Raw genomic sequence first — 22858 nt, 5'->3', positions numbered from 1 at the left:
GGCGCGGGCTCCTAAGCGCGAGGGGAGGCGGCGGTACCGGCGGGAGCGCCGGCGCGGGCGGTGACCAGGTCGGCGAACTCGCCGAACTCGGCGTTGTCGAGGACCTCGCGCATGGAGACCTTCACGCCCAGCGCACTCTCCAGCCGGGCCACCATCTGGGTGGCCAGCAGGGAGTGGCCGCCGAGCAGGAAGAAGTCGGACTCCTCGTCGATGTCGGTGCCCAGCACCTCGGACCAGATCCGGGCAACGGTCTGACGCACGGTCTCGCTCATCGGGACTCACTCTCTCCGGCCAGCAGCCGGACTCGGTCGATCTTGCCGTTGGCGGTCAACGGCAGGCGGTCGGTGACGATGTAGCGGGCCGGGACCAGGTAGGCGGGCAGCGCGGCGCGCAGGGACGCGCGCACGGCCTTGGCCAGCTCCTTGGCGCCGGGCCCGGACCCTGACCCGGACCCGGGCTCACCGGGCTCGCCGGGCTCCGGCGCGTCGGCGGCGATGTGGGCGGCGAGGCGCTTGCCGCCCAGCGGGTCGCTCTCGACCAGGACGCACGCGCCGCGCACGCCGGGCTGGGCGAGGATCGCCCGCTCGATCTCACCGGGTTCGATCCGGTGGCCGTTCACCTTGACCTGGCTGTCCTCGCGGCCGAGGAACTCCAGCGTGCCGTCCTGGCGGAAGCGCGCGAGATCGCCGGTGCGGTAGCAGCGCACCGAGCGCAGCCGGCCGTGCTCGGGCACCGGGAACCGCTCGCGGCTCAGCTCGGGCAGGCCCAGGTAGCCGGCGGCCAGGCCGTCGCCGGCCGTCCACAGTTCGCCGACCGCGCCGGGCGGCACCGGGTGGCCCGCCCGGTCGACGACGAAGACCCGGGTGTTGGCGACGGGCACGCCGATCGGCACGCTCGTCGCGGTCGCGGGCAGCGGCTCGCGCAGCAGCTGGCAGCAGGTGAAGGTGGTGTTCTCGGTGGGGCCGTAGCCGTTGACCAGGGTGAGCCCCGGGTGCCGGGTGAGCAGCGCGTTGACGTGGTGCGGGGAGACCACGTCGCCGCCGGTGAAGAGCCGGCGCACCCGGGCGAAGGCCTGCGGCTGGTGCTCGGCCATCTGGTGGAACAGGCCGGCGGTCAACCACAGCACGGTGACACCGCGTTCGGTGATCACCTCGGCCAGCTCGGCCAGGGTGAGCGGGCCGGGCGGAGCGATCTCCAGGCGGGCGCCGCGGGTCAGCGCGCCCCACACCTCCAGCAGCGCGGCGTCGAAGGTGGCGGGCGCCAGGTGCAGGGCGACGTCGCCGGGGCCGAAGTCGATGTGCCGGTCGCGGGTGAGGCGGGCGATGCCGCGGTGGGTGAGCTGGACGCCCTTGGGCTGCCCGGTGGAGCCGGAGGTGTACATCACGGTGGCGACCTCGGGCACGTCCTCCGCCACGGACGGCCCGGACGTGGACGGCTCGGTGGCGGACGGCCCGTCAACGGAGTCCACCAGCACGGTGGCACCGGTGGGGACGCGGTCGGCGAGGTCCGCGCTGGTCAGCGTCAGTCGCACCGCCGGCCCCGCCAGCATCGTGCGCAGCCGCGGCGCGGGGTAGTTCGGATCCAGCGGCACGGCGGTGGCCGCGGCGAGGGCGACGGCCAGCGTGGCGGTCACCGACGCGATGCCGCGCTCCAGCATGACGCCCACCGCCTCCCCCGGCCGCACGCCGCGTTCGCGCAGCTCTCGGGCGATCCCGCCGGCCCGCTCCAGCAGCTGACGGTAGGTCAACTGCCGCTTGCCGTCGGCCAGGGCCACCGCGTCGGGGGTGCGACGCGCCCAGTCGGCGACCATCAGGTGCACCGGCTCGCCGGCGGGAACCGTGGGGCCACCGGACCAGGCGGAGAGCCGCGCCCAGTCGGCGTCGTCGATCAACTCGACTTCGCCCAAAAGGGTTTGCGGAGCGGCGAGGGCGGCGGTGACGAACCGGGCGGCGTGTGCGTCCAGCTCCGGGCCGAGCAGGTCCGCGATGCCGACGGCCGAGCGCAGCAGGCACTGCGCGCTGCCGTCGGGCAGCAGCCGGGTGGGCAGCGCGTCGGCGGCGGCATCGGCGAGGGTGGCGGTCAGCGTCCGGCTGTCGGTGCGCAGCAGCCGGGCCGCGAGGGCGGCGCAGGCCGCGCCGAGGATGCGTTCGGTGGTGCTCCCGGCGGTGGCGGCGAAGGCCCCGGCGGCGGTGACCACCGGGGCGCCCAGACGGATGCTGGGGGCGCCGGGGGTGCTCGTCCCGTCCGGGACGCTGCGGCCGCTCATGCCGGGACCTGCCCGGCTGCGGTGAGCTGCTCGGCGACCGCGCCGCAGAGCCGTTCGAAGCGGCCGACGTCGGCGAGGTGGGCCGCCGGCAGCCGGATGCCGAACTCCTGCTCCACGGCCAGCACGATCTGGATCTGGCCGAGCGAGTCCCAGCCCGGGGTGAGCCCGACGCCGCCGCCGCGCACCTGGGCCTGGGGGCCGAGCACCCGGCGCACAGCGGCCTCGACACGGTCCTGAGGATCACCGGCAGCGGGCGCGGTCGGCGACGACCCGCCCGCCACCGGCGTCGCCCCGGCCGGGGTCGTCCCGGCCTGGGTCGCAGCGGACTGGGTCACAGCGGGCTGAGTCGCAGCAGCAGCCTGGGTGGACCCGTCGAGCGGAAGCCTGGTGACACCGTCGGTGGTCAGCCAGATCCGCCGCGCCGGTGCGTCCGGGTCGGCCAGCTCGGCCGCCACCACGTCGGCGACCTCCTCCGGCAGCAGACCCAGCTCGCCCGCCGGTCGCACCGCCGCGGAGTAACTGCCCTGTACGTAGCCGGGCTCCAGCAGCACCGCGCGCACCCCCGAACCGCCGTGGTGGCGCTCGATGCCGTGCAGCACGGTCACGGCGGCGGCCTTGGCGGCGACGTAGTCATCCCAGCCGTGCGGGTGGTAGCGCGAGGCCTGGGAGCCGAGCAGGACCACGCTGCCCCGCTGCCGCAGCAGCATCCCCGCCAGCACGGCATCGGTCAGCTCGCGGAACGCGGCGTAGCCGATCTCCAGGTGTTCCTGGTGTCCGGCCGCCAGCGGCGGTGCGGCGGCGTGCACCAGGGCGAGCGGGTCGAGCGCGGCGATCTTGCGGGCCGCGGCGGCGCGCTGCTCGGGTACGGCCAGATCGGCGGCGACGCTGTGCACGGTGGCGCCGGCCTGCTCGCAGTCCCGGGCCAGCTCGTCGATGCCGCCGCGCTGCAGCAGTGCCAGATCCCAGCCCTGCCGGGCGAGTTGACGGGCGACGGCGGAGCCGATGGCGCCGGCCGCGCCGGTGACCACGGCGAGCCTGGGCGCGTCCGCCGGGATCAGTCGGCCGCCGGTGGTCTCGTCCGGGCGCGGGCGTGGGGCTCGTACGGTGGTCTGGACCTCGCCGTCCAGCACGAGGCGGCGGTCCTGGTAGGCGACGACCCGGCAGCTGAGCACGCCGGTGGAGGCGCTGACCTGGCGCACCCGCAGCGAGTAGTCGACCGGGCGGTCGAAGGCGACCGCCCGGCGCGGGTGGAACGCGGTGTCGAGGATGACCGCCCCCGGGCCGGGCAGGACCATGCCGATCAGTGCGGAGATCGGGCCCAGCACCATCGCGAGCGGCACGATCGGCGCGCCGAACTCGGTCTCGGCGGCCTGCTGCGGGTCGTGGTGGATCGGGTTGTGGTCGCCGGTGGCCGCGGCGAAGGCGGCGAAGTCTGCCGGGGTGAAGGTACGGGTGCTCTGGGCGAGGTCGCCCGGTGCGAAGTCATGCACTGCGAAGTCATGCACGGTGCGTCTCCGATCCGATGAGGCCGACTGCGCTGTGTCCGACCGTGCTGCGTCCGACCGCCGTGTGCTCGACGGTCCGGAGCCAGCCGGGGGCGGTGCGGGCGCCACTGAGGTCCAGCTGCCAGCTGCCGTCCGCGTCGCCGGGGGTGAAGCCCGCATCGGCGAAGACCGTGCGGCACGGGGTGTTGCGCTCGGTGGGCAGCACCAGGCCGTGCAGCCGGGTGCGGCTGGCCGCGGCCAGGTGGGCGGCCAGCCACTCCAGCACGCCGGTCTCCACCCCTCGGCCCAGCACCCGGCAGGAGAGCAGGTAGGAGTCCACCGTGGTCTCGGCGCCCTGGTGGGTGAGCACCAGCAGGCCCAGGTCCTCGCGCTCGCTGAACTTGTCGGCCACGCCCAGCACCAGCACGTCGGAGTCGGCGGCGGCGGCCAGCCGGCGCAGCTCGGTGCGCTGCTGGCGGCGGGTCGTGGTGTTGAACTGGTTGGTCTTGGCGCAGAGTTGCTCGGCGCGGGCGGCGTTGGCCTCGGTCAGCGCGCTGATGTGCAGTTCGGTGCCGAGCGAGGCGTAGAAGTCCTCGATCCGCTCGAAGCCGGCCCGCTCGCGCTGGACCCGCTCGCGGGCCCGGTACTGCTCGGTGCGCCGGAGGTCGGCCTGGGTGACGTTGAAGACGGTGGTGAACGGATCCGCCAGCAGCAGGTCCGCGTAGCCGGCCGGGTCGGCGGGCAGTTCGGGGACGTGCACCTCGGGCAGGAACTCGCGGACCCGGGCGCGTTCGACCGGGTTGTCGTCCAGGAAGAGGACGTTGGCCAGGCCCACGTTCAGCCGGGCGGCGAGGTCGGCGATCGCCTCGGCCTTGGGGCGCCAGCCGATCTCGGTGGCGACGAAGTCGTCCTCGCGCAGCAGCATCCCCGCGTGTTCGCGGATCGCGCGCAGCGCGAGGTCCTCGTCGTTCTTGCTGCAGATCGCGAGTGCGACGCCGCGTTCGCGCAGCGACTTGAGGACGCGTTGCAGGCGCCGGTGCGCGTTGCCGGGGTGGTCGGTGCCGACCTGGATGCCCTCGATGCCGTCCTCGCCGACCACGCCGTGCCACAGCGTGTTGTCGAGGTCGGTGACGATCAGCCGGGCGGTGCGGCCCAGCGTGGCCAGGGTGAGCCCCCAGATCCGGCGGGCCAGCGCCGCGCTCAGGGCCGCGCTGTGCGGGATCCGGCCGACCAGCCAGAGCCGCTGGTCGACCAGCGGACCACCCGTGCCGGCCACCGCCTGGGCCAGGTCGAGCAGGTGGACGTGGTCGAGGCCGGCCAGGCCCTCGCCCAGCAGCCGGTTCGCCTCGCGCAGCAGCTCGCCGCTCTCGCCGACGGTGGGCTGGAGGGCCGCGAACGAGCAGACGAAGACCGGGCGGTCGGTGCTGCCCGCGTAGGCGGTCACCAGGGCGGCGTACCGGTCGACGGCCTCGGCGAGCCGGTCCGTGGCGGCGGCCTCGTCCAACTCGTCGACGCCGAGCACGTCCTCCAGGCGGTCGGTGAAGAAGCTCGCGTGCGCCTGGAAGCGGTGCAGTTCGGAGCCGGGATCGTGGATCTCGCGGGCGAGCATGCCGTAGGGCGGCACGTGCAGCCGGTGCGGCTCCAGGCCGAGCAGGCGTCCGCCCTCGGCGGTGAGCGCGCCGGCCAGCAGCTCCTGGTTGCGATTGCCGAGCACCGCCAACCGGACGCCCTCCCGGGCCAGTTGGCGCGCCCGGTGCTCGATCGTCCGCGGCTCGCGCAGCAGGACGTACGGGTCCTGGGTGATCAACTCGTCGCAGACCCGGGCCAGGTCGGTGGTGGCGACCGACTCCACCCGCGCACCCCACAGCTCGGCGCCCGCCAGCGCCCCGCGCTCGCGCAGCCGCTCGAAGACGGGCGCGAAGTCGAGGGTGGCGTCGAGCGCGGTGTCGCGCACGATCATCCGCAGGTCGAGCGGGACCGGACCAGCGCCGAAGTCGGCGGTACCGCTCACCTGCATCGGCTGCCGGTAGGGGACTTGAGCCAGCTCCTCGTAACGGTGCACCTGGGTGGTGGAGTTCCAGCTCGCGCCGAGGGTGACGATGCGAGCCCGCTCGCGCTCGAACACCTCGAAGACGGTGCCCTCGCCGAACGCGGTGTCGGACCGGCAGGCCATGAGCTCCTCGGTCAGCGGGCCCGCCACCGCGAAGGAGTAGACCGGGTGCGGAGTGCGGCGCACCTCGGGCAGCTCCAGGAACCATTCGACCAGCACGCCGGTGTTCGGCACCGAGCGCCGGTGGTGGTACTCCTTGGTGCGGCAGAACTCGAAGGTCACCGCCGGCAGCGCGAGGGTCAACCCGTCGGCCAGCAGGGCGCGCAAGGCGGCGAGCAGGTCGCCGCGCAGTCCCTCGGTGCCGCGCAGTCCCTCGGTGAGGGTGCGGAAGGCGAACAGCGAGGAGTGCAGCACCACCACCCGGTCGGCGGGGTCGAGGACGGCGCGCAGCGCGGCGTACAGCTCGTCGCGGCGGGCGCGGCGGGCAGGGGCGGAGGGGGTGAGTGCGCGCATCAGGAGGCCTTCGCGGCCGACGGGACGCCGCGCCGCTTCAGCACGGCGGCCAGCGCCGCGACCAGGCGCGCGTTCTCCAGCGGCGTGCGGCAGGAGAGCCGCAGGTACCGGTCGCCGTCGGGCATCGACTTGCCGAGGCAGCCCTTGATCAGGATGTTGTGCTCGGCGAAGGTGCGGTGCACCACGTCGCGGGCGGAGACGCCCGCCGGCAGCCGCACCATCACGTAGTTGGCGTCCGGCGGATAGACCCGGGCGCCGGGCAGCTTGTCGGCGAGCATCGCCACCATCTCGTCGCGGTCGCGGCGCACCCGTTGGCAGCTGACGGCCAGCGCGCCCTGGTAGCGCGGCAGCAGGCGCAGGAACGACTCGGCGAAGCCGTTGACGTTCCAGATCGGCAGCTCGGCGCGGACGTCGGCGACGAAGTCGAGGTCGGCCGAGAGCAGGTAGCCCAGGCGCAGGCCGCCGATGCCGTAGACCTTGCTCATGCTCTTGATCACGGTCAGGCCCGGCAGTTGTTCGAGGTCCGGCTCCAGGCTCTGGCCCGGGTCGCAGAAGTCGACGAAGGACTCGTCCACCACCAGGCGGATGCCCGCCTCGCCCAACTCGCGGGCCAGCGTGACCAGATCGGCACGCGGCACGGCCATCGAGGTGGGGTTGTTCGGGGAGGTGACGATGACCGCGGCGACACCGGCGCGCCGCGCCTCGCGGGCGACCTGGTGCGGGTCCATGGTGAAGTCGGGGGCGGGCAGCTGGATGCGGTGGATGTCGGCTTCGGCGAACACCGCCTCGTACTCGTTGAAGCCGGGCACCACCAGCCCGACCCGGCCGAGCAGACCGCCGAGGATCTTGATCAGCTCGGACGCGCCGTTCGCGACCACCAGCCGCTCGGGCGCCTGGTGCAGGACCGCGCCGAGCAGCCGCTGCAGCGTGTGGTGGCCGGTCGGGTAGTGCACCAGCGCGTTGCGGAACTCGCCCATCAGGTCCTGGACCAGTTGCTCGGGCGGGAAGTAGAGGTTGTAGAGCAGGCAGTGGTCGACCATCTCGTAGCGCCAGTAGCCGCCGTGCAGGTCCTGCAGCATGTCCAGCCGGCCCGCGGCGTCATGGAAGAGGTACTCGGCGGCGCCGTGGTCGGTCAGGTCGTCCACCTCGTACCAGCGCAGGTCCTGGCAGTTGACGCCGCGCACCGGGAACCGGCCGGCGGCCACCGTGTCGGCGATGACCAGCTCGTAGTAGGAGCCGTGGCCGCCATCGGCGATCAGTGTCTCCAGGCCGGGCACGAACTCCTTGCGCAGGTAGGCCTCACGCAGCAGGTGCACGTTGACGGTCTTGAACGTCCCGGTCAGGTCCAGGTCGGGACCGTGCCGGTCGGGCAGCAGCATCGCCTCGACCGTCCCGTCGCCCTGCAGCGTGACGACGGTGCCGTTCATCACCGACTGGTACGGCGCGACCGCGCTGACCACCTCGCCCTCGGCCGCGGCGAGGGCCTCGATCAGGTCCCGGTCGAAGACCACATCGCCCTCGACCAGGTAGAGGTCCTCGTCGAGGTGCTCGCGGGCCAGCCAGAGCGAGTAGGCGTTGTTGGTGGTGCGGTAGGCGTCGGACTCGACGTAGCGCACCGCCATGCCGGCGAAGTCGCCACCCACGGCCGCGCGGACGTCCTGTGCGCAGTGGCCGACGACCAGCACCACCTCGCTCACCCCGGCGGCGGCCAGGTTCTCCAGCGTGCGGATCAGGATCGGCTTGCCCGCCACCGGCGTGAGCGGCTTGGCCCCGCCCAGTCCGAGCCTGCGGCCCAGCCCCGCGGCCAGCACCACGGCCTTGGCGGGCGGGCGTGCCGATTTGCCTGCCCACGTCGGTATGCCTGCCAGTGTGCTCATGAGGCGGTCCCCCCTGTGGTCCGCGCACCGGCGGTCGGTGCGCTCTGCAACAGGTCGGCGAGCACGATGTCGCCGATGTCGTGCTGGTAGAGCCAGACCCCGTCGGCCCGGCGGGTGTAGCTCGGCTCGCCACCGATCTCGGCCGAGGGGGCCAGGCCCGCGCCCAGCCCGTAGCTGATCAGCCGCGGGTGGGCGGTGCCGGCGGTGTCGACCAGGTGCCCCTCGGCGGTGACCACCGTGCCGGTGGCACCGAGGGCCGCGGTCAGCACGGTGCCGTCGGCGTGGTGCAGCGGTGGCAGGTCGGCCTCGAAACCGTTGGCCATGATGACGACCTCGGCCTCGGCGAGCGCGCGCCGCGCAGCCTGCACGGCCTCGGCGGTCTCGGTCGGCTGCGGGTTGTCCAGCCGCAGCAGGCGCACCGGCCGCGGGCCCACAGCTGTGCCCGCGCCTGTGCCTGTGCCTGTGCCTGCCAACCCCAGGGCGGCCCGGGCGAGTTCGTGGGCCCGCCCGCGCAGTCCGCCGTAGCGGTTGACCCGTCCGTTGGCCGGGCAGACGTCGAGCACCGGGTCGAAGGCGTAGCCGTCGGCGCTCGCCTGGTCCGCGCTGTCGTAGAAGAGCCGGATCCCGCTGCGGTGGACGACGGTGAGCTGCGCCGCCTGGCCGGCCAGCAGGTCGGCGACCGACCAGGCGCTGTGCGAGCCGCCGACGATGACGACCTTCTTGCCGCGCACCTCGGGGCCCGCCTTGCGGGTGTCGACGAACGACTCGGAGTGCCAGACCCGGTCGCGGTACGGAGCCAGGCTCAGCCCGGGAACGATCTCGGCGCCGGCGAAGTCGCCGATCGGGCGCCCGCCGGTGGCGATCACCGCCCGGCGGGCCCGCAGCGGCTGCCCGCCCAGGCTGGTGAGCACCTCGACCGTCTCCTCCGCCGCCGCGCCGGAGGCACCGTCGCGCAGCCGGATCCCGACCACCCTGGCGGGGACCACGGCGCACCGCGGATGGGCCTCCAGCAGCTCGCGGACCACCGCACCGAGGCGGGCCAGGAACGGCGCGACCACCGAGAGCGGCGGGTTCTGGTCGGCCAGCGCCCGTAACCGCCGGGTCTCGGGCTCGTCGCGCAGCACGGCGAACGGTGTGTCGTCCGCCAGGCACTCCAGGAACGGCCCGCCCAGCGAGTTGGCGTTGATGCGGTAGTGCGCCAGGCCGCCGGGGCCGATCGGGCCGGGTTCGACGACGGCGACGCCCTGGTCCAGCAGTTCATCGAGCCGGCCGGTTCTGGCCGCGGTGACGATCGGTCCGAGTGCGGCAGGACCACCGCCGCAGAAGACGAAACCGAAGGAATCGTCGAAGGATTTATCGACGGAACTGTCGATGGACGGCAAGAAGATCCCCCCCTTCAGGAAAGCGGGCGCGGCCCGCTGACAGGTGACCGAGGAACCACATCCGGATGAAATCAGGTTTACCAGCGACCAAATGGGGCGTCCAGGGCAGCCGTATCGGTCACCGGACTCGATGATGTTCGTGCATCGACAGCATCACGTCGCGCCGTGCTGAACCGAATACGGATTTCCTTCTGCCACAGTTCACGCGAGCACTCTCGATATTGCCGCCCGCACGGCGGCGACCTGCGATCCTCTCTCCACGACAAGCACCTGCGGCCTCAATGAACAATCCGGAGAGAAAGGGTGTGGAAATGGCGAAGGTCAGTATCTGCGTGCCGGTGTACAACCGACCGCAGGAGGTGGAACGTGCGGTGCGCAGCGCACTCGAACAGACCTGGCGCGATATCGAAATCGTGATCGTCGACAATGCGAGCACGGACACCACCTGGGAGGTGGTCACGAAACTCGCGCAGTCCGATCCGCGCGTCCGGGCGTACCGGAACGAGATGTTGCTCCCGCGCGTGCAGAACTGGCGCCGCGCCGTCGAACTCGCCGGCGGCGAGTACGTGAAGCTGCTCTTCTCCGATGACTGGATCTCGCCGCAGGCCGTCGCCCGCTCGCTGGAGGTGCTCGACTCCTCCCCCGACGTCGGCTTCGTCTACACGGCGATGACGTGGCACTACGCGGTACCCGAGACCTGCTACCGCCGGCGTGCGGGGCGGCTGTCCTCGCTGGAGTTCCTGGCCCGCTCGGCGACCGTCGAGGACCAGGTCCCGGTCAGCGCGTCCTGCACGCTGATGCGGCGCACCGACCTGCTGGAAGCCATCCAGGACGAGGTCCCCAACCCACTGCCGTTCGAGTTCAGCCACGGCCTCGGCCTGGACGGCACACTGCTCTGGCGGGTGGCCGACCGCTACCGCAACGTCCACCACATCCCGGACGACCTCGCCCACTCCGCCGACCCGCACGCGGGCCAGCCGAACACGCGGATGGAGATCGGCGCGCAGCAGCAGGAGATGATGTGGTGGGCCTACCGCAACGCCTTCGCCCAGTCGCTACTGGCCTCGCGCCGGCCGGCCGCCGAACTGCGCGCGCTGCGCACGGCGCTGGCGGTGTCCTGCGTCCCGCTGCGGCCGACCGCCTTGGCGCGGCGCAACCTCGGGCTGTTCCGGCAGCTGTTCCCCGGGCAGTGGTGGGCGCTCGCGCCGCTGGCCGCTCCGGTGCGCGGCCTGGTCTGGCGACGGCTGCGCGAGCCGCTCGACCCGACGATCCCGCTATAGCGTCCAGCCCGCCGGTGAACTACTCCGCAGCGGTGGGCTCGTAGTCGAGGGTGATCGCCGACTCGATGGCGGCGATCACCGCTCGCAGCCGCTCGTGGTCGGCGGCGGCGCCGTGGATGGTACCCAGGTGCCCCTCGGTGCCGTCCCGCCAGTTCAGCGAACGGCCCGCCGCCGCATCGACCTTGACCTGCCACACCTCGTCCAGGGCGGCCACCTCGGCCAGCCCGCGGATGCCCGCCAGCGTCGCCCCGGCGTCCACCGGCGGCGTCACCAGGTAGACGAACTCCACGGCCGGGAACACCGGTTCCGGGATCTCCGGGGCCAACGACAGCGCCTCGCGCAGTGCGGCGCGCAGCAGGTCGAAGCGGGTCGAGCGACGCAGCAGCGCACCGACGTAGCCACCGAGGCGCCCGTTGACCTCGATCAGCCGCGGGCCGTCGGGTGTCAGCTTGATCTCCACGTGCGTGACGCCCGTGGTGATGCCCAGGCCGCGCACGGCCGAGCCGGCCAGCTCCAGCACCTGCGCGGCCAACGGCTCGGGCAGGGCCGCGGGCTGGAACATGCCCGTCTCTCGGAACGGCTCGGCCAGCGGCAGCTTGCCCGTCACGCAGACGTGGCGCACCACGCCGCCTGAGGTGAGCGACTCCACCGAGACGTAGTCGCCGAAGCCCTTCCCCGCCGCCTCCGGATCGCCGACCAGCAGCTCCTCCAGCACGAACTCCCCGTCGCCGTCGGCCATGAACTCCGCAGCCGCCGCCATCGCCTGCTCGGCCGTGTCCACCCGGCAGGTGTTGACGCTGCCCGCGCCGCTGCGCGGCTTGATCACCGCGGGCAGCCCGACACCCGCCAGCGCCGCCGGCACCTGCTCGGCCGAACTCACCGCCACGCACCGGGTCGACTCCACCCCGGCCTCGCGCAGCCGCGCGCGCTGGAGCTGCTTGTCCACCAACGCGGCCACCACCTGCGGGCTGTGGAAGACCAGCCCGCACTCCTGGGCCAACTCGGCCGTGGCTGCCAGCTGGTGCTCGCTGAAGGTGACGATCCCCGCCACCCCCAGCGCCGTCAGCGCCGCGCCGCGCTCGCGCGGCGACATGCCGGTGACGTCCAGGGTCCGGGCCAGCTCGCCCAACTCCCCCGGCTCCCCTGGCTCGGCGCCGGCCGTGACCGATCGGCTGTGCTCCCGGTCGTGGACGAACACGACCGAGCACAGCTTCCTGGCCGAGGCCAGGATCTCCACGGCACCGGCGGACCCACGGTCGTACACCACGGCGAGAAGCGGAAGCGTAGCCATGCACCGACGCTACGACACCCGTCGGCGCAGCCGTACGCTCAACTGCCCCGCGCGGCAATCATGGTGAACTCCGTCCCGGTACTACCGGAGTACCCGGCACGCGCGGCGGTACTGTGCGGCCTCCACCGCCCCGGTGTCCTCTACGATCGGGCCTGTTGGCGTTCGTGACCGAAGGAGCGACGCGTGGGCACCCTGATCGTCTTCGACATCGACGGCACGCTGCTGCGCAGTGTCGCCCCGCACCAGGAGGCGTTCGCCGGTGCGCTGGCCGACCTCGGGCTGGCCGAGGCCGACGACGCGTGGGGCGGATACGCGCACCACACCGACTCGTGGATCTTCGGCGAGGTCTTCCGGCGCGCGCGGGGCCGGCTGCCGCAGGACGGCGAGCGGCAGGCGTTCGCCGACCGGCTGCTGGCGCGGTTCGCGGCCGCCGTCGAGCGTGAGCCGCTGGTGCAGGTGCCGGGAGCGGGCGCGTTCGTGCAGGCGCTCGCCGGGTCGCCGCAGTACACGGTGGCGTTCGCGACCGGGGGCCTGCGCGAGGTCACCGCGCTGAAGCTGGCCGCACTGGGCGTGCCGCGGGCGAAGCCGGTGGGGCCGGTGTCCACCGGCAGTGAGCACACCTTCCGCGAGCACGTGGTGCGCGAGGCCGTCCACCGGGCGGGCACCGGCTTCGAGCGGGTCGTCTCGGTCGGCGACGGGCCCTGGGACGTCCGGGCGGCGGTGGCCACCGGCAGTCAGTTCATCGGGATCGGCTCCTCGACCGCGCCGTTCGGCGACTGGTTCCCGACCACGCAGCTGTTCGACTCGTTCGAGAAGCTCGACCCGTCGGCGGACTACAGCCTCACCCCGCCCGCCGGGCAGGTCGCCGCGGCACCGGACCAGGAGACGGCGTTCACCGCGGGCCCGGGGCGCTGCGCCTGCTGGGGGTAGCCATGGACTGTGCGACGCGGACCTGTCGCACAACCCCCGTTCCCTGCTACGATGTTCAGCACCAAATCAAGCACTCAAGCCTTCTCGGAGCGGACGCGGATCCGCCGAGGAGGCTTTTTTCATGCCCTCATTCAGACCTTCCCCGACACTGCGCCCCTACCCCCGAAGGATGTGCGGCCGACCATGACTCTGGAGACGAACCCCGCTGCAAGCGCCGGCACTTGGCAGCTCGGCGACCTGACCGTCAACCGGCTCGGATTCGGCGCGATGCGACTGTCCGGCAGCCCGGCCTTCGACCCCGGCCTGCCCTCCGCCGACCCGGAGCGGTCGGTCGGGGTCCTGCGGCGCGCGGTCGAGCTCGGCGTGAACCACATCGACACGGCCGCGTTCTACTTCTCGACTCAGGCGTCCGCCAACGAGTTGATCCGCCGGGCGCTGGCGCCGTACCCGGACGGGCTGGTCATCACGACCAAGGTGTGGCCGGCCCGGGACCCGTCCGGCGCGTGGTGGTGGGCCACACCGGAGCAGCTGCGCGGGCAGGTCGAGCAGAACCTGCGCCAACTCGGCCGCGACCGGCTGGACATCGTGAACCTGCGGATACCGCCGAGCCGCCGCACCGGCTCGATCGCCGAGCACTTCGGCGCGCTGGCCGAGCTGCGCGACGCCGGGCTCATCCGGCACCTCGGGATCTCCAACACCACGCCCGCGCAACTGGCCGAGGCCAGGTCGATCGCGCCGGTCATCTGCGTGCAGAACCGTTTCGGCGTCGGCGCGACGCGCGCGGAGCAGTCGTTCGTGCGCTCCTGCGGCGCGGCCGGGACGGCGTTCGTACCGTTCTTCGCGATCGCCGGCAGCCGGGGCGCGGCGGGAGCCGCCGGCCGGCAGAGCACAGAGAGCCGCAGCGCCGAGAGCGCGGCCGTGCTCTCCGTCGCCATGGCGCACGGCGCGACGCCCGCGCAGGTCCGGCTCGCCTGGACGCTCCAGCAGGGGCCGCACGTGCTCGCCATCCCGGGCACCAGCGACCCGGAGCACCTCGCCGAGAACGTCGCCGCCGGCGCCCTGCGGCTCTCCGAGGCGGAGCTGGCGCAGCTCGCCGACCCGGCTCTCGCCAACCCCGGCCCCACTAACCCAGCTTGAGCCCGGAGTGCATCTCCCAGAGCAGCAGCTCGGCGCCGTGCTCCCCGGCCATCGGCGCGGCGAAGGCCTCGCCGGTGATCCGCACGGCGTCGCCCGGCTCCATCGCGCGGCCCTGGCCGCGCGGGCCGGGGATCGTGCGGTAGCCGAGCGAGCCGGCCGTCAGGTGCGCGTAACGGTACGGCGCCTCGGGCAGCTCGGGCAGCGCCTCCCACGGGCCGGCGGTGACCAGGTGCAGCGCGGCGTCCGAGCGGCGCAGCCGCAGCGCGTCGGTGCCGGCGTGCCGCTCCATGCCGGAGGCCAGCAGCGTCACCTCGTCCACGGTCGGCGGCACCTTGCGCAGACCGTAGGCGGGCGGCGCGCCGAAGACGTCCGGCTGCAGCCACATCTGCACGAACCTGACCGGAACGTCAGCCCCGCCGACGTTGCGTTCCGTATGGGTGATCCCGCTGCCGGCGCTCTGGTGCTGGAGCATGCCGGGGCGCACCACGCCGGCGTGTCCGTCGGCGTCGCGGTGCGCGAGTGCGCCGTCGAGCACCCAGGTGAGCAGCTCGACATCGCGGTGGCGGTGCTCGGCGAAACCGGCTCCGGGGGCGAGGGTCTCCTCGTTGCAGGCCTGCAGCGCGCCGAAGTGGGTGTTCTTCGGGTCGTAGTGGCCGGAGAAGGAGAAGGCGTGCCGGGTCTGCACCCCGGGCTCGGGGGTGGAGTGGTAGCGCTCGGCGGCACGGCGCAGGTCGGCGCGGGGGCGGGCGGGGTCGATCACCCGACCCACCGTAGCGTGCCGCGTTGACGCGATGTGAGCAGCACCACCAGGGCCCGGCTGCGGGGGTCGGGCGCGAAGAAGGCGTGCCGTGAGGCAGCATGTCCCTGTGCCAGCCCCAGCAGCTCCATCCCCCTCAGCAAACTCGGCGAACTCGGCGAGCTCCGCGAATTCCGCGCACTCCGCGAACTCGCCGGGCGCGGCGAACCCGGCGAGCACCGCGAACGGCGAGGCCGCTCCGGCGCCCGCCAAGCGCGCGGTGCGCAAGTCGGCGACCTCCGGCGGTACCGCCTCGGAACGCAGACTCGCGGCCGAGCGCGCCGAGCTGCGCGCGGCCACCCTGAAGCGGCTGGAGAAGTCCGCCGGCAAGCTGGCCACCGCCGCGATCGCCCGGATGGACGACCAGCTCGGCTGGTACCGCCGGATGCCGCCGGAGCACCGCTCCTGGATCGGCCTGGTCGCCCAGGCCGGTATCGCCGCCTTCACCGAGTGGTACCGCCACCCGGAGGCACCGCAGGCGATCAGCACCGACGTCTTCGGCACCGCGCCGCGCGAGCTGACCCGGGCGATCACGCTGCGCCAGACCGTGGAGCTGATCCGCACCACGATCGAGGTGATGGAGGAGGCGATCCCCGAGGTCGCGGCGCCGGGCGACGAGGCCGGGATGCGCGAGTCGGTGCTGGTCTACGCCCGCGAGATCGCCTTCGCGACCGCCCAGGTCTACGCCCAGGCCGCCGAGGCGCGCGGCGCCTGGGACGCCCGGCTGGAGGCGCTGGTGGTGAACTCGCTGCTCTCCGGCGACGCCGACGAGGGCGTGCTCTCCCGGGCCGCCGCACTCGGCTGGGGCCAGCCGAGCCAGGTCCGGGTGGTGATGGGCAGCGCGCCGGACGGGGACAGCGAGGCGGTCGTCGAGGCGATCCGCCGGGCCGCCCGGTACGCCCGGCTGCACGTGCTGACCGGCGTGCTCGGCAAGCGGCTGGTGGTCGTGGTCGGTGGCGACAAGGAGCCGGTGCACGCCGCCCGCGCGCTGATCGGCCAGTTCGCGCCCGGCCCGGTGGTGGTCGGCCCGACCGTGGACGACCTGCTCTCGGCGACCCGCTCGGCCCACGCCGCCGCCGCCGGACTGCGCGCCTGCGCGGCCTGGCCGGACGCCCCGCGCCCGGTGCTCGCCGACGACCTGCTGCCCGAGCGTGCGCTGGCGGGGGATCAGGTGGCTCGCCATCAGCTGGTGGAGGAGATCTACACACCGCTGGACGAAGCCGGCTCGGCACTCCTGGAGACGCTCAGTGTCTATCTGGAGCAGGCCTCCTCCCTGGAGGGAGCCGCCCGGATGCTCTTCGTTCACCCGAACACCGTGCGCTACCGGCTTCGTCGTGTGACTGACGTCACTGGCTACGCGCCTTCGGACGTACGTTCGGCGTTCACGCTGCGCATCGCGCTGGCTCTGGGCAGGCTTGAGGCAGAAGCGGAATAAGCCGGGCACGCTGTAGAGATTCCACAAGACGACGTCGTTTTCTTCGTTACCGTCGCCTACCCGCCCCCGGGCGCCTGGCGAGAGAGGGTTGAACCGTGCTCGTAATCGTCGCCCCTGGACAGGGTGCCCAGACTCCCGGATTCCTCAGCCCCTGGCTGGAGCTGGACGGCGTGGCCGACCGGCTGCGCAAGTGGTCCGAGGTGGCCGGCATCGACCTGGTGCACTTCGGCACCGAGGCCGGTGCGGAGGAGATCAAGGAGACCGACGTCGCCCAGCCGCTGCTGGTCGCCGCCGGTCTGGTCACCGCCCGCGCGCTCTTCCCGGACGAGGAGGAGGCCCGCCGGCTGGTCGGTGCCGTCGCCGGCCACAGCGTCGGTGAGATCACCGCCGCGGCGTGCGCCGGCGTGCTCAGCGGCCCCGACGCGCTGAAGTTCGTCAGCGAGCGCGGCCGCGCGATGGCCGAGGCCGCCAAGGTGACCGAGACCGGGATGACCGCCGTGCTCGGCGGCGACCCGGAGGAGGTCGCGGCCAAGCTGGCCGAGCACGGCCTCACCCCCGCGAACAACAACGGCGGCGGCCAGATCGTCGCGGCCGGCACGCTGGACCAGCTGGCCGCGCTGAAGGCCGACCCACCGGCCAAGGCGAAGATGGTCGCGCTCAAGGTGGCCGGTGCCTTCCACACCGAGCACATGGCGCCCGGCGTGGCCCGGCTGGCCGCGCTCGCGCCGAGCCTGACCGTGCAGGACCCGGCCGTCGCGTACGTCTCCAACAAGGACGGCGAGGTCGTGCAGTCCGGCGCCGAGGTGCTGGCCCGGCTGGTCTCGCAGGTCTCCAACCCGGTCCGCTGGGACCTGTGCATGGAGACGCTGCAGCAGCTCGGCGCGACCTGCGTGATCGAGCTGTCCCCGGCCGGCACGCTGACCGGCCTGATCAAGCGGAACGTCAAGGGTGTCGCGACGCTGGCCCTGAAGACCCCGGCGGACCTGGAGAAGGCCCGTCTGCTGGTTGCCGAGCACACCGGTGAGGAGACCGCCGCATGACCGATCCGCAGACCGAGTCGCAGAACGCACCGCGGATCCGCCCGGCCACCGGCGCCGCGTACTCCCGCATCCACGGTGTGGGCGGCTACCGTCCGGTCCGGGTGATCCCGAACTCCGAGGTGCTGAACTGGATCGACTCCTCGGACGAGTGGATCCGCACCCGCAGCGGCATCACCGAGCGCCGCTGGGCCGGTCCGGAGGAGACCGTCACCGAGATGTCGGTGCAGGCGGCCGGCAAGGCGATCGCGCAGGCGGGCATCGACCCGTCGCTGATCGGCGGCGTGATCGTGGCGACCGTCTCGCACTTCAAGCAGACTCCGGCGGTCGCCACCGAGATCGCGCTGCGGCTCGGCTGCGGCACCGCGCCGGCCTTCGACATCTCCGCGGCCTGCGCGGGCTTCGGCTACGGCCTGAGCCTGGCCGACGGCATGATCCGCGGCGGCAGCGCCGCGTACGTGCTGGTGATCGGTGTCGAGCGGCTCAGCGACCTGACCGACGTGCATGACCGTTCCACCGCCTTCATCTTCGGTGACGGCGCCGGTGCGGCCATCGTGGGCCCGTCCGACACTCCCGGGATCGGCAAGGTCATCTGGGGTTCGGACGCCTCGCAGAAGGACGTCATCACGCAGACCGAGGCCTGGGACACCGCGTTCGGCAAGCCGGACGCGATCAACGGGCCCGGCACCGAGCCGAAGAAGTGGCCGGCGCTGCGGATGGACGGCCAGCCCGTCTTCCGCTGGGCGGTCTGGGAGATGGCCAAGGTGGCTCAGGAGGCGCTGGACGCCGCCGGGATCACCGCGGACCAGCTCGGTGCGTTCATCCCGCACCAGGCGAACATGCGGATCACCGACGCCATGATCAAGGCGCTCAAGCTGCCCACCTCGGTGCCGGTCGCCCGCGACATCGCCGAGACCGGGAACACCTCCGCGGCCTCGATCCCGCTGGCCATGGAACGCATGCTGGAGGCTGGTGAAGCCAAGAGCGGCGACCTCGCGCTGATCATCGGGTTCGGGGCGGGTCTGGTCTACGCCGCGGCAGTAGTTACCCTCCCTTAGGCACGATAAACGCCTTACGCATCATCAACCGGCGCTCCGCACCCGCGAGGCACCGGGCCAATACACCGAATCACCTTCACATGAGGAGCAGCCAGATGGCGGCCACGCAGGAAGAGATCATCGAGGGCCTCGCCGAGATCGTCAACGAGATCGCGGGCATCCCGGTCGAGGACGTTCAGATCGAGAAGTCCTTCACCGACGACCTGGACGTCGACTCGCTGTCCATGGTCGAGGTCGTCGTGGCCGCTGAGGAGCGCTTCGACGTCAAGATCCCGGACGAGGACGTCAAGAACCTCAAGACGGTCGGCGACGCCGCGGACTACATCCTCAAGCACCAGGCCTGATCCCTCCCGGTGGGAGCGGCAGCCAGCCGCTCCCACCGGAGCCCCACCCCTCCGTCCTTCCAGGTCGGCCGCACATCCCCCGCACAGTGAGAGAAGAACACCAGTGACCGCTGAAAACCGCACCGTGGTCGTCACGGGCATCGGCGCCTTCACGCCGCTGGGCGGCGACGCCGCCACCACCTGGGAGGGACTGCTCGCCGGCCGTTCCGGCGTCAGTGCGCTGACCGAGGAATGGGCCGCCGAGCTCCCGGTCCGGATCGCCGCGCGCACCGCGGTCGACCCGGGCGAGGTGCTGCCCCGGCCGCTCACCCGCAAGCTGGACCGCTCGGCGCAGTTCGCGCTGATCGCGGCCCGCGAGGCGTGGGCCGACGCCGGCTTCAAGACTTCCGCCACCGACGAGTCCTCCGAGCTCGCCCCCGAGCGCCTGGGCGCCGTGATCGCGTCCGGCATCGGTGGCGTCACCACGCTGCTCGACCAGTACGACGTGCTCAAGGAGAAGGGCGTCCGCAAGGTCTCCCCGCACACCGTGCCGATGCTGATGCCGAACAGCCCCTCCGCCAACGTCGGCATCGAGGTCGGCGCCCGGGCCGGTGTGCACACCCCCGTCTCCGCCTGCGCCTCCGGCGCCGAGGCGATCGGCTACGCGATCGAGATGATCCGCACCGGCCGCGCCGACGTCGTAGTGGCCGGCGGCACCGAGGCGGCGATCCACCCGCTGCCGATCGTGGCGTTCGCCAACATGATGGCGATGTCCAAGAACAACGACGAGCCGCAGCGCGCGTCCCGCCCGTACGACAAGGCCCGCGACGGCTTCGTGCTCGGCGAGGGCGCCGGCGTGGTCGTGCTGGAGTCGGCCGAGCACGCCGCCAAGCGCGGCGTCCGGGTCTACTGCGAGGCGGTCGGCCAGGGCCTCTCCTCGGACGCCCACCACATCGCCCAGCCCGAGCCGACCGGCTCCGGCGTGGCCCGCGCGCTGGCCCACCTGTTCGAGCAGACCGGCCTGGACAAGGCCGAGGTGGTGCACGTCAACGCGCACGCCACCTCGACCCCGCAGGGCGACGTCGCGGAGATCAAGGCGCTGCGCAAGGAGCTCGGCGAGCACCTGAACCACGTCGCGATCTCGGCCACCAAGTCGATGACCGGCCACCTGCTGGGCGGCGCGGGCGGCATCGAGACGGTCGCCACCGTGCTCGCGCTGCACACCCGGCTGGCCCCGCCGACGATCAACGTCGAGGACCTGGACGACGAGGTGGACGCCGACATCGTGCGCTTCGAGCCGCGTGAGCTGCCGGCCGGCCAGATCGCCGCGCTGAACAACTCGTTCGGCTTCGGCGGCCACAACGTGGTGCTGGCCTTCCGCACCGTCTGACCGAATGACCGAATGACCGTATGACTGAAGGGGCTCGCGCAGGCGGGCCCCTTCGGTGCGTTCAGACGACCTCGCGTTCAGACGACCTGGTGCAGCCAGCGCACCGGGGCGCCCTCGCCCGCGTAGCGGAACGGCTCCAGCTCGTCGTCCCACGGCTTGCCGAGCAGCCTGGACAGCTCGGCCTCCAGGTCGGTGCCCTCGCTGCGCGCCCGCAGCAGCACGGCGCGCAGCCGGTCCTCGGGGATCAGGATGTCCCCGTGGATCCCGGTCAGGGCGTGGAAGATGCCCAGCGCCGGGGTGCTGCTGAACCGCTCACCCTCGACGCCGGCGCACGGCTCGCTGGTCACCTCGTAGCGCATCAACTGCCAGCCGCGCAGCGCGGAGGCGAGCCGGGACGCGGTGCCCACCTCGCCCTGCCAGGAGAACTCCGAGCGCCACTGGCCGGCCGCGGCCGGCTGGCGGATCCAGTCGAGGCTGACCCGCACGCCTAGCACGCCCGCCACCGCCCATTCGACGTGCGGGCACAGCGCGCGGGGCGCGGAGTGGATGTACAGGACTCCACGTGTCGTCACCGGGACCTCCAGGCTGTGGACGAGGGTCGCCTTCCCCAGCTGCCTCGTGCCGGTGGCCGGTTGGTCCTGGGCGCCACTTGGCCGACTCCTGTCCGATGAGCACTCAAGTCAATCGACATTAGGTAACTAACTTGAGCAAAACGGACAGGCTTGAACCATGGTAGTCAGTTCCGCAGGGAGGTCTACCCCTGATCGGTATCTCTCCCCCGAACGGCCCCATCGTGGTGCGCTGCGGCGGTGCGGTCACGCTATCGCGCGGCGCGCCAACACGTCTGACGCTCCGTCGGAACCGGCTGGAATCAGCCAGTCGGGGTCGCGCACACAAGCCCGCGCGCCCCAACCGACCTTGCGGTCCGCCGGGGCGCGCGGTGTTCTGACGCTGCGTCAGCCGAGCCGTCAGTCGGCGAGGCGGACCACCATCTTGCCGGTGTTCTCGCCACCGAGCAGGCCGATGAAGGCCTCGACGGTGTGCTCCACGCCGTCCACCACGGTCTCGTCGTAGTGCAGGCTGCCGTCCTTCAGCCAGCCCGCGACCTCGGCGACGAACTGCGGCTGCAGCGCGGCGTGGTCGCCGACCAGCATGCCCTCCAGGCGCAGCCGCTTGCCGATCGCCATGGCCAGGTTGCGCGGAGCGGCCGGCGCCGTGGTGTCGTTGTACTGCGCGATCGCGCCGCAGAGCACCGCCCGGCCGTGCACGTTGAGCGCGCCGATCGCGGCCTCCAGGTGCTCGCCGCCGACGTTGTCGAAGTAGAGGTCGATGCCCTCCGGCGCCGCCTTCTCGAGCTGCTCGCGGACCGGTCCGTCCTTGTAGTTGAACGCGGCGTCGAAGCCGTAGTCGTCCACCAGCTTGGCCACCTTCGCCGCCGAGCCGGCCGAGCCGATCACCCGGGAGGCACCCTTGAGCCGGGCGATCTGGCCCACCAGCGAGCCGACCGCGCCGGCCGCGCCGGAGACGAAGACGACGTCGCCCTCCTTGATCCGGGCCACCGAGACCAGACCGGCGTAGGCGGTCATGCCGGGCATGCCGAGCACGCCGAGGTAGTACGAGAGCGGCGCGTGCGCCGGGTCCACCTTCACCGCGTGCTTGACCGCGACGGTCGCGTACTCCCGCCAGCCCTGGCCGTGCAGCACGGCGTCGCCGACCTCGAAGCCCTCGGCCGCCGAGGCCACCACGTAGCCGACCGCGCCGCCGTCCATCGGCGCGCCGAGCTGGTACGGCGGGGCGTAGGACTTCACGTCGTTCATCCGGCCGCGCATGTACGGGTCGACCGAGAGGAAGGCGTTGCGGACCACGACCTCGCCGGGCTCGGGGCGGCGGACCGGCGCCTCGACCAGGTCGAAGTCGGCGGGGACCGGCCAGCCGCTCGGGCGGGCCTTCAGGTGCCACTCGCGGGCTGCGGCGGGTACGGGCTGCTCTGCCATCGGACTGCTCCTTGCTGGGCTCTCTGTTGCCGGTGTCGCCGCTCCACCTGAAAGGTTGAGCCGCTGAAGCAACGATGGACATGAAAGGTTCAGGTTGTCAAATATTCAGGTAGACTGGACGCATGACGAGCCAAGCTGATCCCACCCAGGCCGCGCCCGCGGTCGGCGCCTCGGCCGACGACCTCACCCGAGAGGTCGTCGACCTGCTGGCGGGCCTGGTCGCGCTCTTCCACCGCGAGTACGAGGAGGCCGCCGCCGCCCGCTCGCTGACCGGCGCGCAGGCCAAGGTGCTCGCGCTGCTGCGCCGCGGCCCGATGCCGATGCGCCAGATCGCGCAGACGCTGAGCTGCGAGCCGTCCAACATCACCGGCATCGTGGACCGGCTGGAGGCGCGCGGCTTCGTCACCCGGCAGGCCGATCCGCAGGACCGCCGGGTCAAGCTGGTCGCCGCCACCGACGCGGGCCAGGTCGCGAACGAGGACCTGCGCGAGTCGCTGAACTTCGCCCGGGAGCCGCTCGCCGCGCTCGCCGAGGATGAGCGCACCACTCTGCGGGACATGCTGCGCCGGATGCTGACCGGCGCGAACGTCTGACGGGTCCGACCGCTCAGGGCTG

The 22858-nt window shown here is 72.7% G+C and carries 19 protein-coding genes; 9 read left to right on the top strand and 10 right to left on the bottom strand.

Features of this window, described 5'->3' with window-relative positions; genetic code table 11:
- Window positions 1-11 precede the first annotated feature (11 nt).
- The 6 genes from AC060L_RS13380 to AC060L_RS13355 are packed head-to-tail and all read right to left on the bottom strand — an operon-like array spanning window position 12 to window position 9572.
- Window positions 12-272 (bottom strand): phosphopantetheine-binding protein, encoded by a 261-nt coding sequence (locus tag AC060L_RS13380; protein ID WP_483798898.1) that lies wholly within the window; start codon window positions 270-272, stop codon window positions 12-14.
- Window positions 269-2266 carry an amino acid adenylation domain-containing protein gene (locus AC060L_RS13375; protein WP_483798897.1) on the bottom strand — a complete coding sequence of 666 codons (1998 nt, stop codon included), beginning with the start codon at window positions 2264-2266 and terminating at the stop codon, window positions 269-271. Before AC060L_RS13375 ends, AC060L_RS13380 begins: the two co-directional genes overlap by 4 nt.
- Window positions 2263-3771, bottom strand: coding sequence for an SDR family NAD(P)-dependent oxidoreductase (locus AC060L_RS13370; RefSeq protein ID WP_483798896.1), 1509 nt, complete (start codon window positions 3769-3771; stop codon window positions 2263-2265). Before AC060L_RS13370 ends, AC060L_RS13375 begins: the two co-directional genes overlap by 4 nt.
- The gene (locus AC060L_RS13365; RefSeq protein ID WP_483798895.1) at window positions 3764-6313 is read right to left on the bottom strand and encodes an HAD-IIIC family phosphatase; all 2550 of its coding nucleotides are present in this window, start codon (window positions 6311-6313) and stop codon (window positions 3764-3766) included. Before AC060L_RS13365 ends, AC060L_RS13370 begins: the two co-directional genes overlap by 8 nt.
- Window positions 6313-8190, bottom strand: coding sequence for an aminotransferase class I/II-fold pyridoxal phosphate-dependent enzyme (locus AC060L_RS13360; protein WP_483798894.1), 1878 nt, complete (start codon window positions 8188-8190; stop codon window positions 6313-6315). The genes AC060L_RS13365 and AC060L_RS13360 overlap by 1 nt, the downstream gene beginning before the upstream one ends.
- The gene (locus tag AC060L_RS13355; RefSeq protein WP_483798893.1) at window positions 8187-9572 is read right to left on the bottom strand and encodes an FAD-dependent oxidoreductase; all 1386 of its coding nucleotides are present in this window, start codon (window positions 9570-9572) and stop codon (window positions 8187-8189) included. The genes AC060L_RS13360 and AC060L_RS13355 overlap by 4 nt, the downstream gene beginning before the upstream one ends.
- A 311-nt stretch (window positions 9573-9883) precedes the next feature.
- On the opposite strand from AC060L_RS13355, the gene AC060L_RS13350 reads away from it, so the two are divergent.
- The gene (locus tag AC060L_RS13350) at window positions 9884-10852 is read left to right on the top strand and encodes a glycosyltransferase family 2 protein (RefSeq protein ID WP_483798892.1); all 969 of its coding nucleotides are present in this window, start codon (window positions 9884-9886) and stop codon (window positions 10850-10852) included.
- A gap of 19 nt (window positions 10853-10871) precedes the next feature.
- On the opposite strand, the gene AC060L_RS13345 is transcribed toward AC060L_RS13350, so the two are convergent.
- Window positions 10872-12143, bottom strand: coding sequence for an ATP-grasp domain-containing protein (locus AC060L_RS13345; RefSeq protein ID WP_483798891.1), 1272 nt, complete (start codon window positions 12141-12143; stop codon window positions 10872-10874).
- Between the two features lie 183 nt (window positions 12144-12326).
- Between AC060L_RS13345 and AC060L_RS13340 the strand changes: the two genes are divergently transcribed.
- Window positions 12327-13073: an HAD family hydrolase gene (locus AC060L_RS13340; RefSeq protein WP_483798890.1), complete on the top strand. Its 747-nt coding sequence runs from the start codon at window positions 12327-12329 to the stop codon at window positions 13071-13073.
- Window positions 13074-13256: 183 nt separating this feature from the next.
- Complete coding sequence (locus AC060L_RS13335; protein ID WP_483798889.1) at window positions 13257-14210, top strand: aldo/keto reductase; 954 nt, start codon at window positions 13257-13259, stop codon at window positions 14208-14210.
- Here the strand turns inward: AC060L_RS13335 and AC060L_RS13330 are convergent.
- Window positions 14197-14970: a pirin family protein gene (locus AC060L_RS13330; RefSeq protein ID WP_483798888.1), complete on the bottom strand. Its 774-nt coding sequence runs from the start codon at window positions 14968-14970 to the stop codon at window positions 14197-14199. The genes AC060L_RS13335 and AC060L_RS13330 overlap by 14 nt on opposite strands.
- A 322-nt stretch (window positions 14971-15292) precedes the next feature.
- Between AC060L_RS13330 and AC060L_RS13325 the strand changes: the two genes are divergently transcribed.
- From AC060L_RS13325 to fabF, 5 genes are all read left to right on the top strand, one after another.
- Window positions 15293-16441 (top strand): PucR family transcriptional regulator, encoded by a 1149-nt coding sequence (locus AC060L_RS13325; protein ID WP_483798939.1) that lies wholly within the window; start codon window positions 15293-15295, stop codon window positions 16439-16441.
- A gap of 95 nt (window positions 16442-16536) precedes the next feature.
- Window positions 16537-17481 carry an ACP S-malonyltransferase gene (locus tag AC060L_RS13320; protein WP_483798887.1) on the top strand — a complete coding sequence of 315 codons (945 nt, stop codon included), beginning with the start codon at window positions 16537-16539 and terminating at the stop codon, window positions 17479-17481.
- On the top strand, window positions 17478-18536 hold the full coding sequence (locus AC060L_RS13315; protein ID WP_483798886.1) for a beta-ketoacyl-ACP synthase III: 1059 nt from the start codon (window positions 17478-17480) through the stop codon (window positions 18534-18536). Before AC060L_RS13320 ends, AC060L_RS13315 begins: the two co-directional genes overlap by 4 nt.
- Window positions 18537-18631: 95 nt before the next feature.
- A complete protein-coding gene (locus tag AC060L_RS13310) occupies window positions 18632-18880 on the top strand; it encodes an acyl carrier protein (protein ID WP_483798885.1) in 249 nt (82 codons plus the stop codon).
- Window positions 18881-18983: 103 nt separating this feature from the next.
- Entirely contained in the window at window positions 18984-20249 is a 1266-nt protein-coding gene (gene fabF, locus AC060L_RS13305) for a beta-ketoacyl-ACP synthase II (RefSeq protein WP_483798884.1), read from the top strand.
- 77 nt (window positions 20250-20326) lie between these two features.
- Here fabF and AC060L_RS13300 read toward each other — a convergent pair whose 3' ends face one another.
- Both AC060L_RS13300 and AC060L_RS13295 read right to left on the bottom strand, forming a co-directional pair.
- A complete protein-coding gene (locus tag AC060L_RS13300; protein WP_483798883.1) occupies window positions 20327-20821 on the bottom strand; it encodes a DUF3145 domain-containing protein in 495 nt (164 codons plus the stop codon).
- Window positions 20822-21217: 396 nt separating this feature from the next.
- The gene (locus AC060L_RS13295) at window positions 21218-22243 is read right to left on the bottom strand and encodes an NADP-dependent oxidoreductase (RefSeq protein ID WP_483798882.1); all 1026 of its coding nucleotides are present in this window, start codon (window positions 22241-22243) and stop codon (window positions 21218-21220) included.
- Between the two features lie 122 nt (window positions 22244-22365).
- Between AC060L_RS13295 and AC060L_RS13290 the strand changes: the two genes are divergently transcribed.
- A complete protein-coding gene (locus AC060L_RS13290; protein ID WP_483798881.1) occupies window positions 22366-22836 on the top strand; it encodes a MarR family winged helix-turn-helix transcriptional regulator in 471 nt (156 codons plus the stop codon).
- Window positions 22837-22858: the final 22 nt, after the last annotated feature.

Source organism: Kitasatospora sp. NEAU-69 (genome assembly GCF_057158765.1).
Note: the sequence above shows the minus strand (reverse complement) of the source record. Positions and strands in the feature narration are given on the sequence as shown.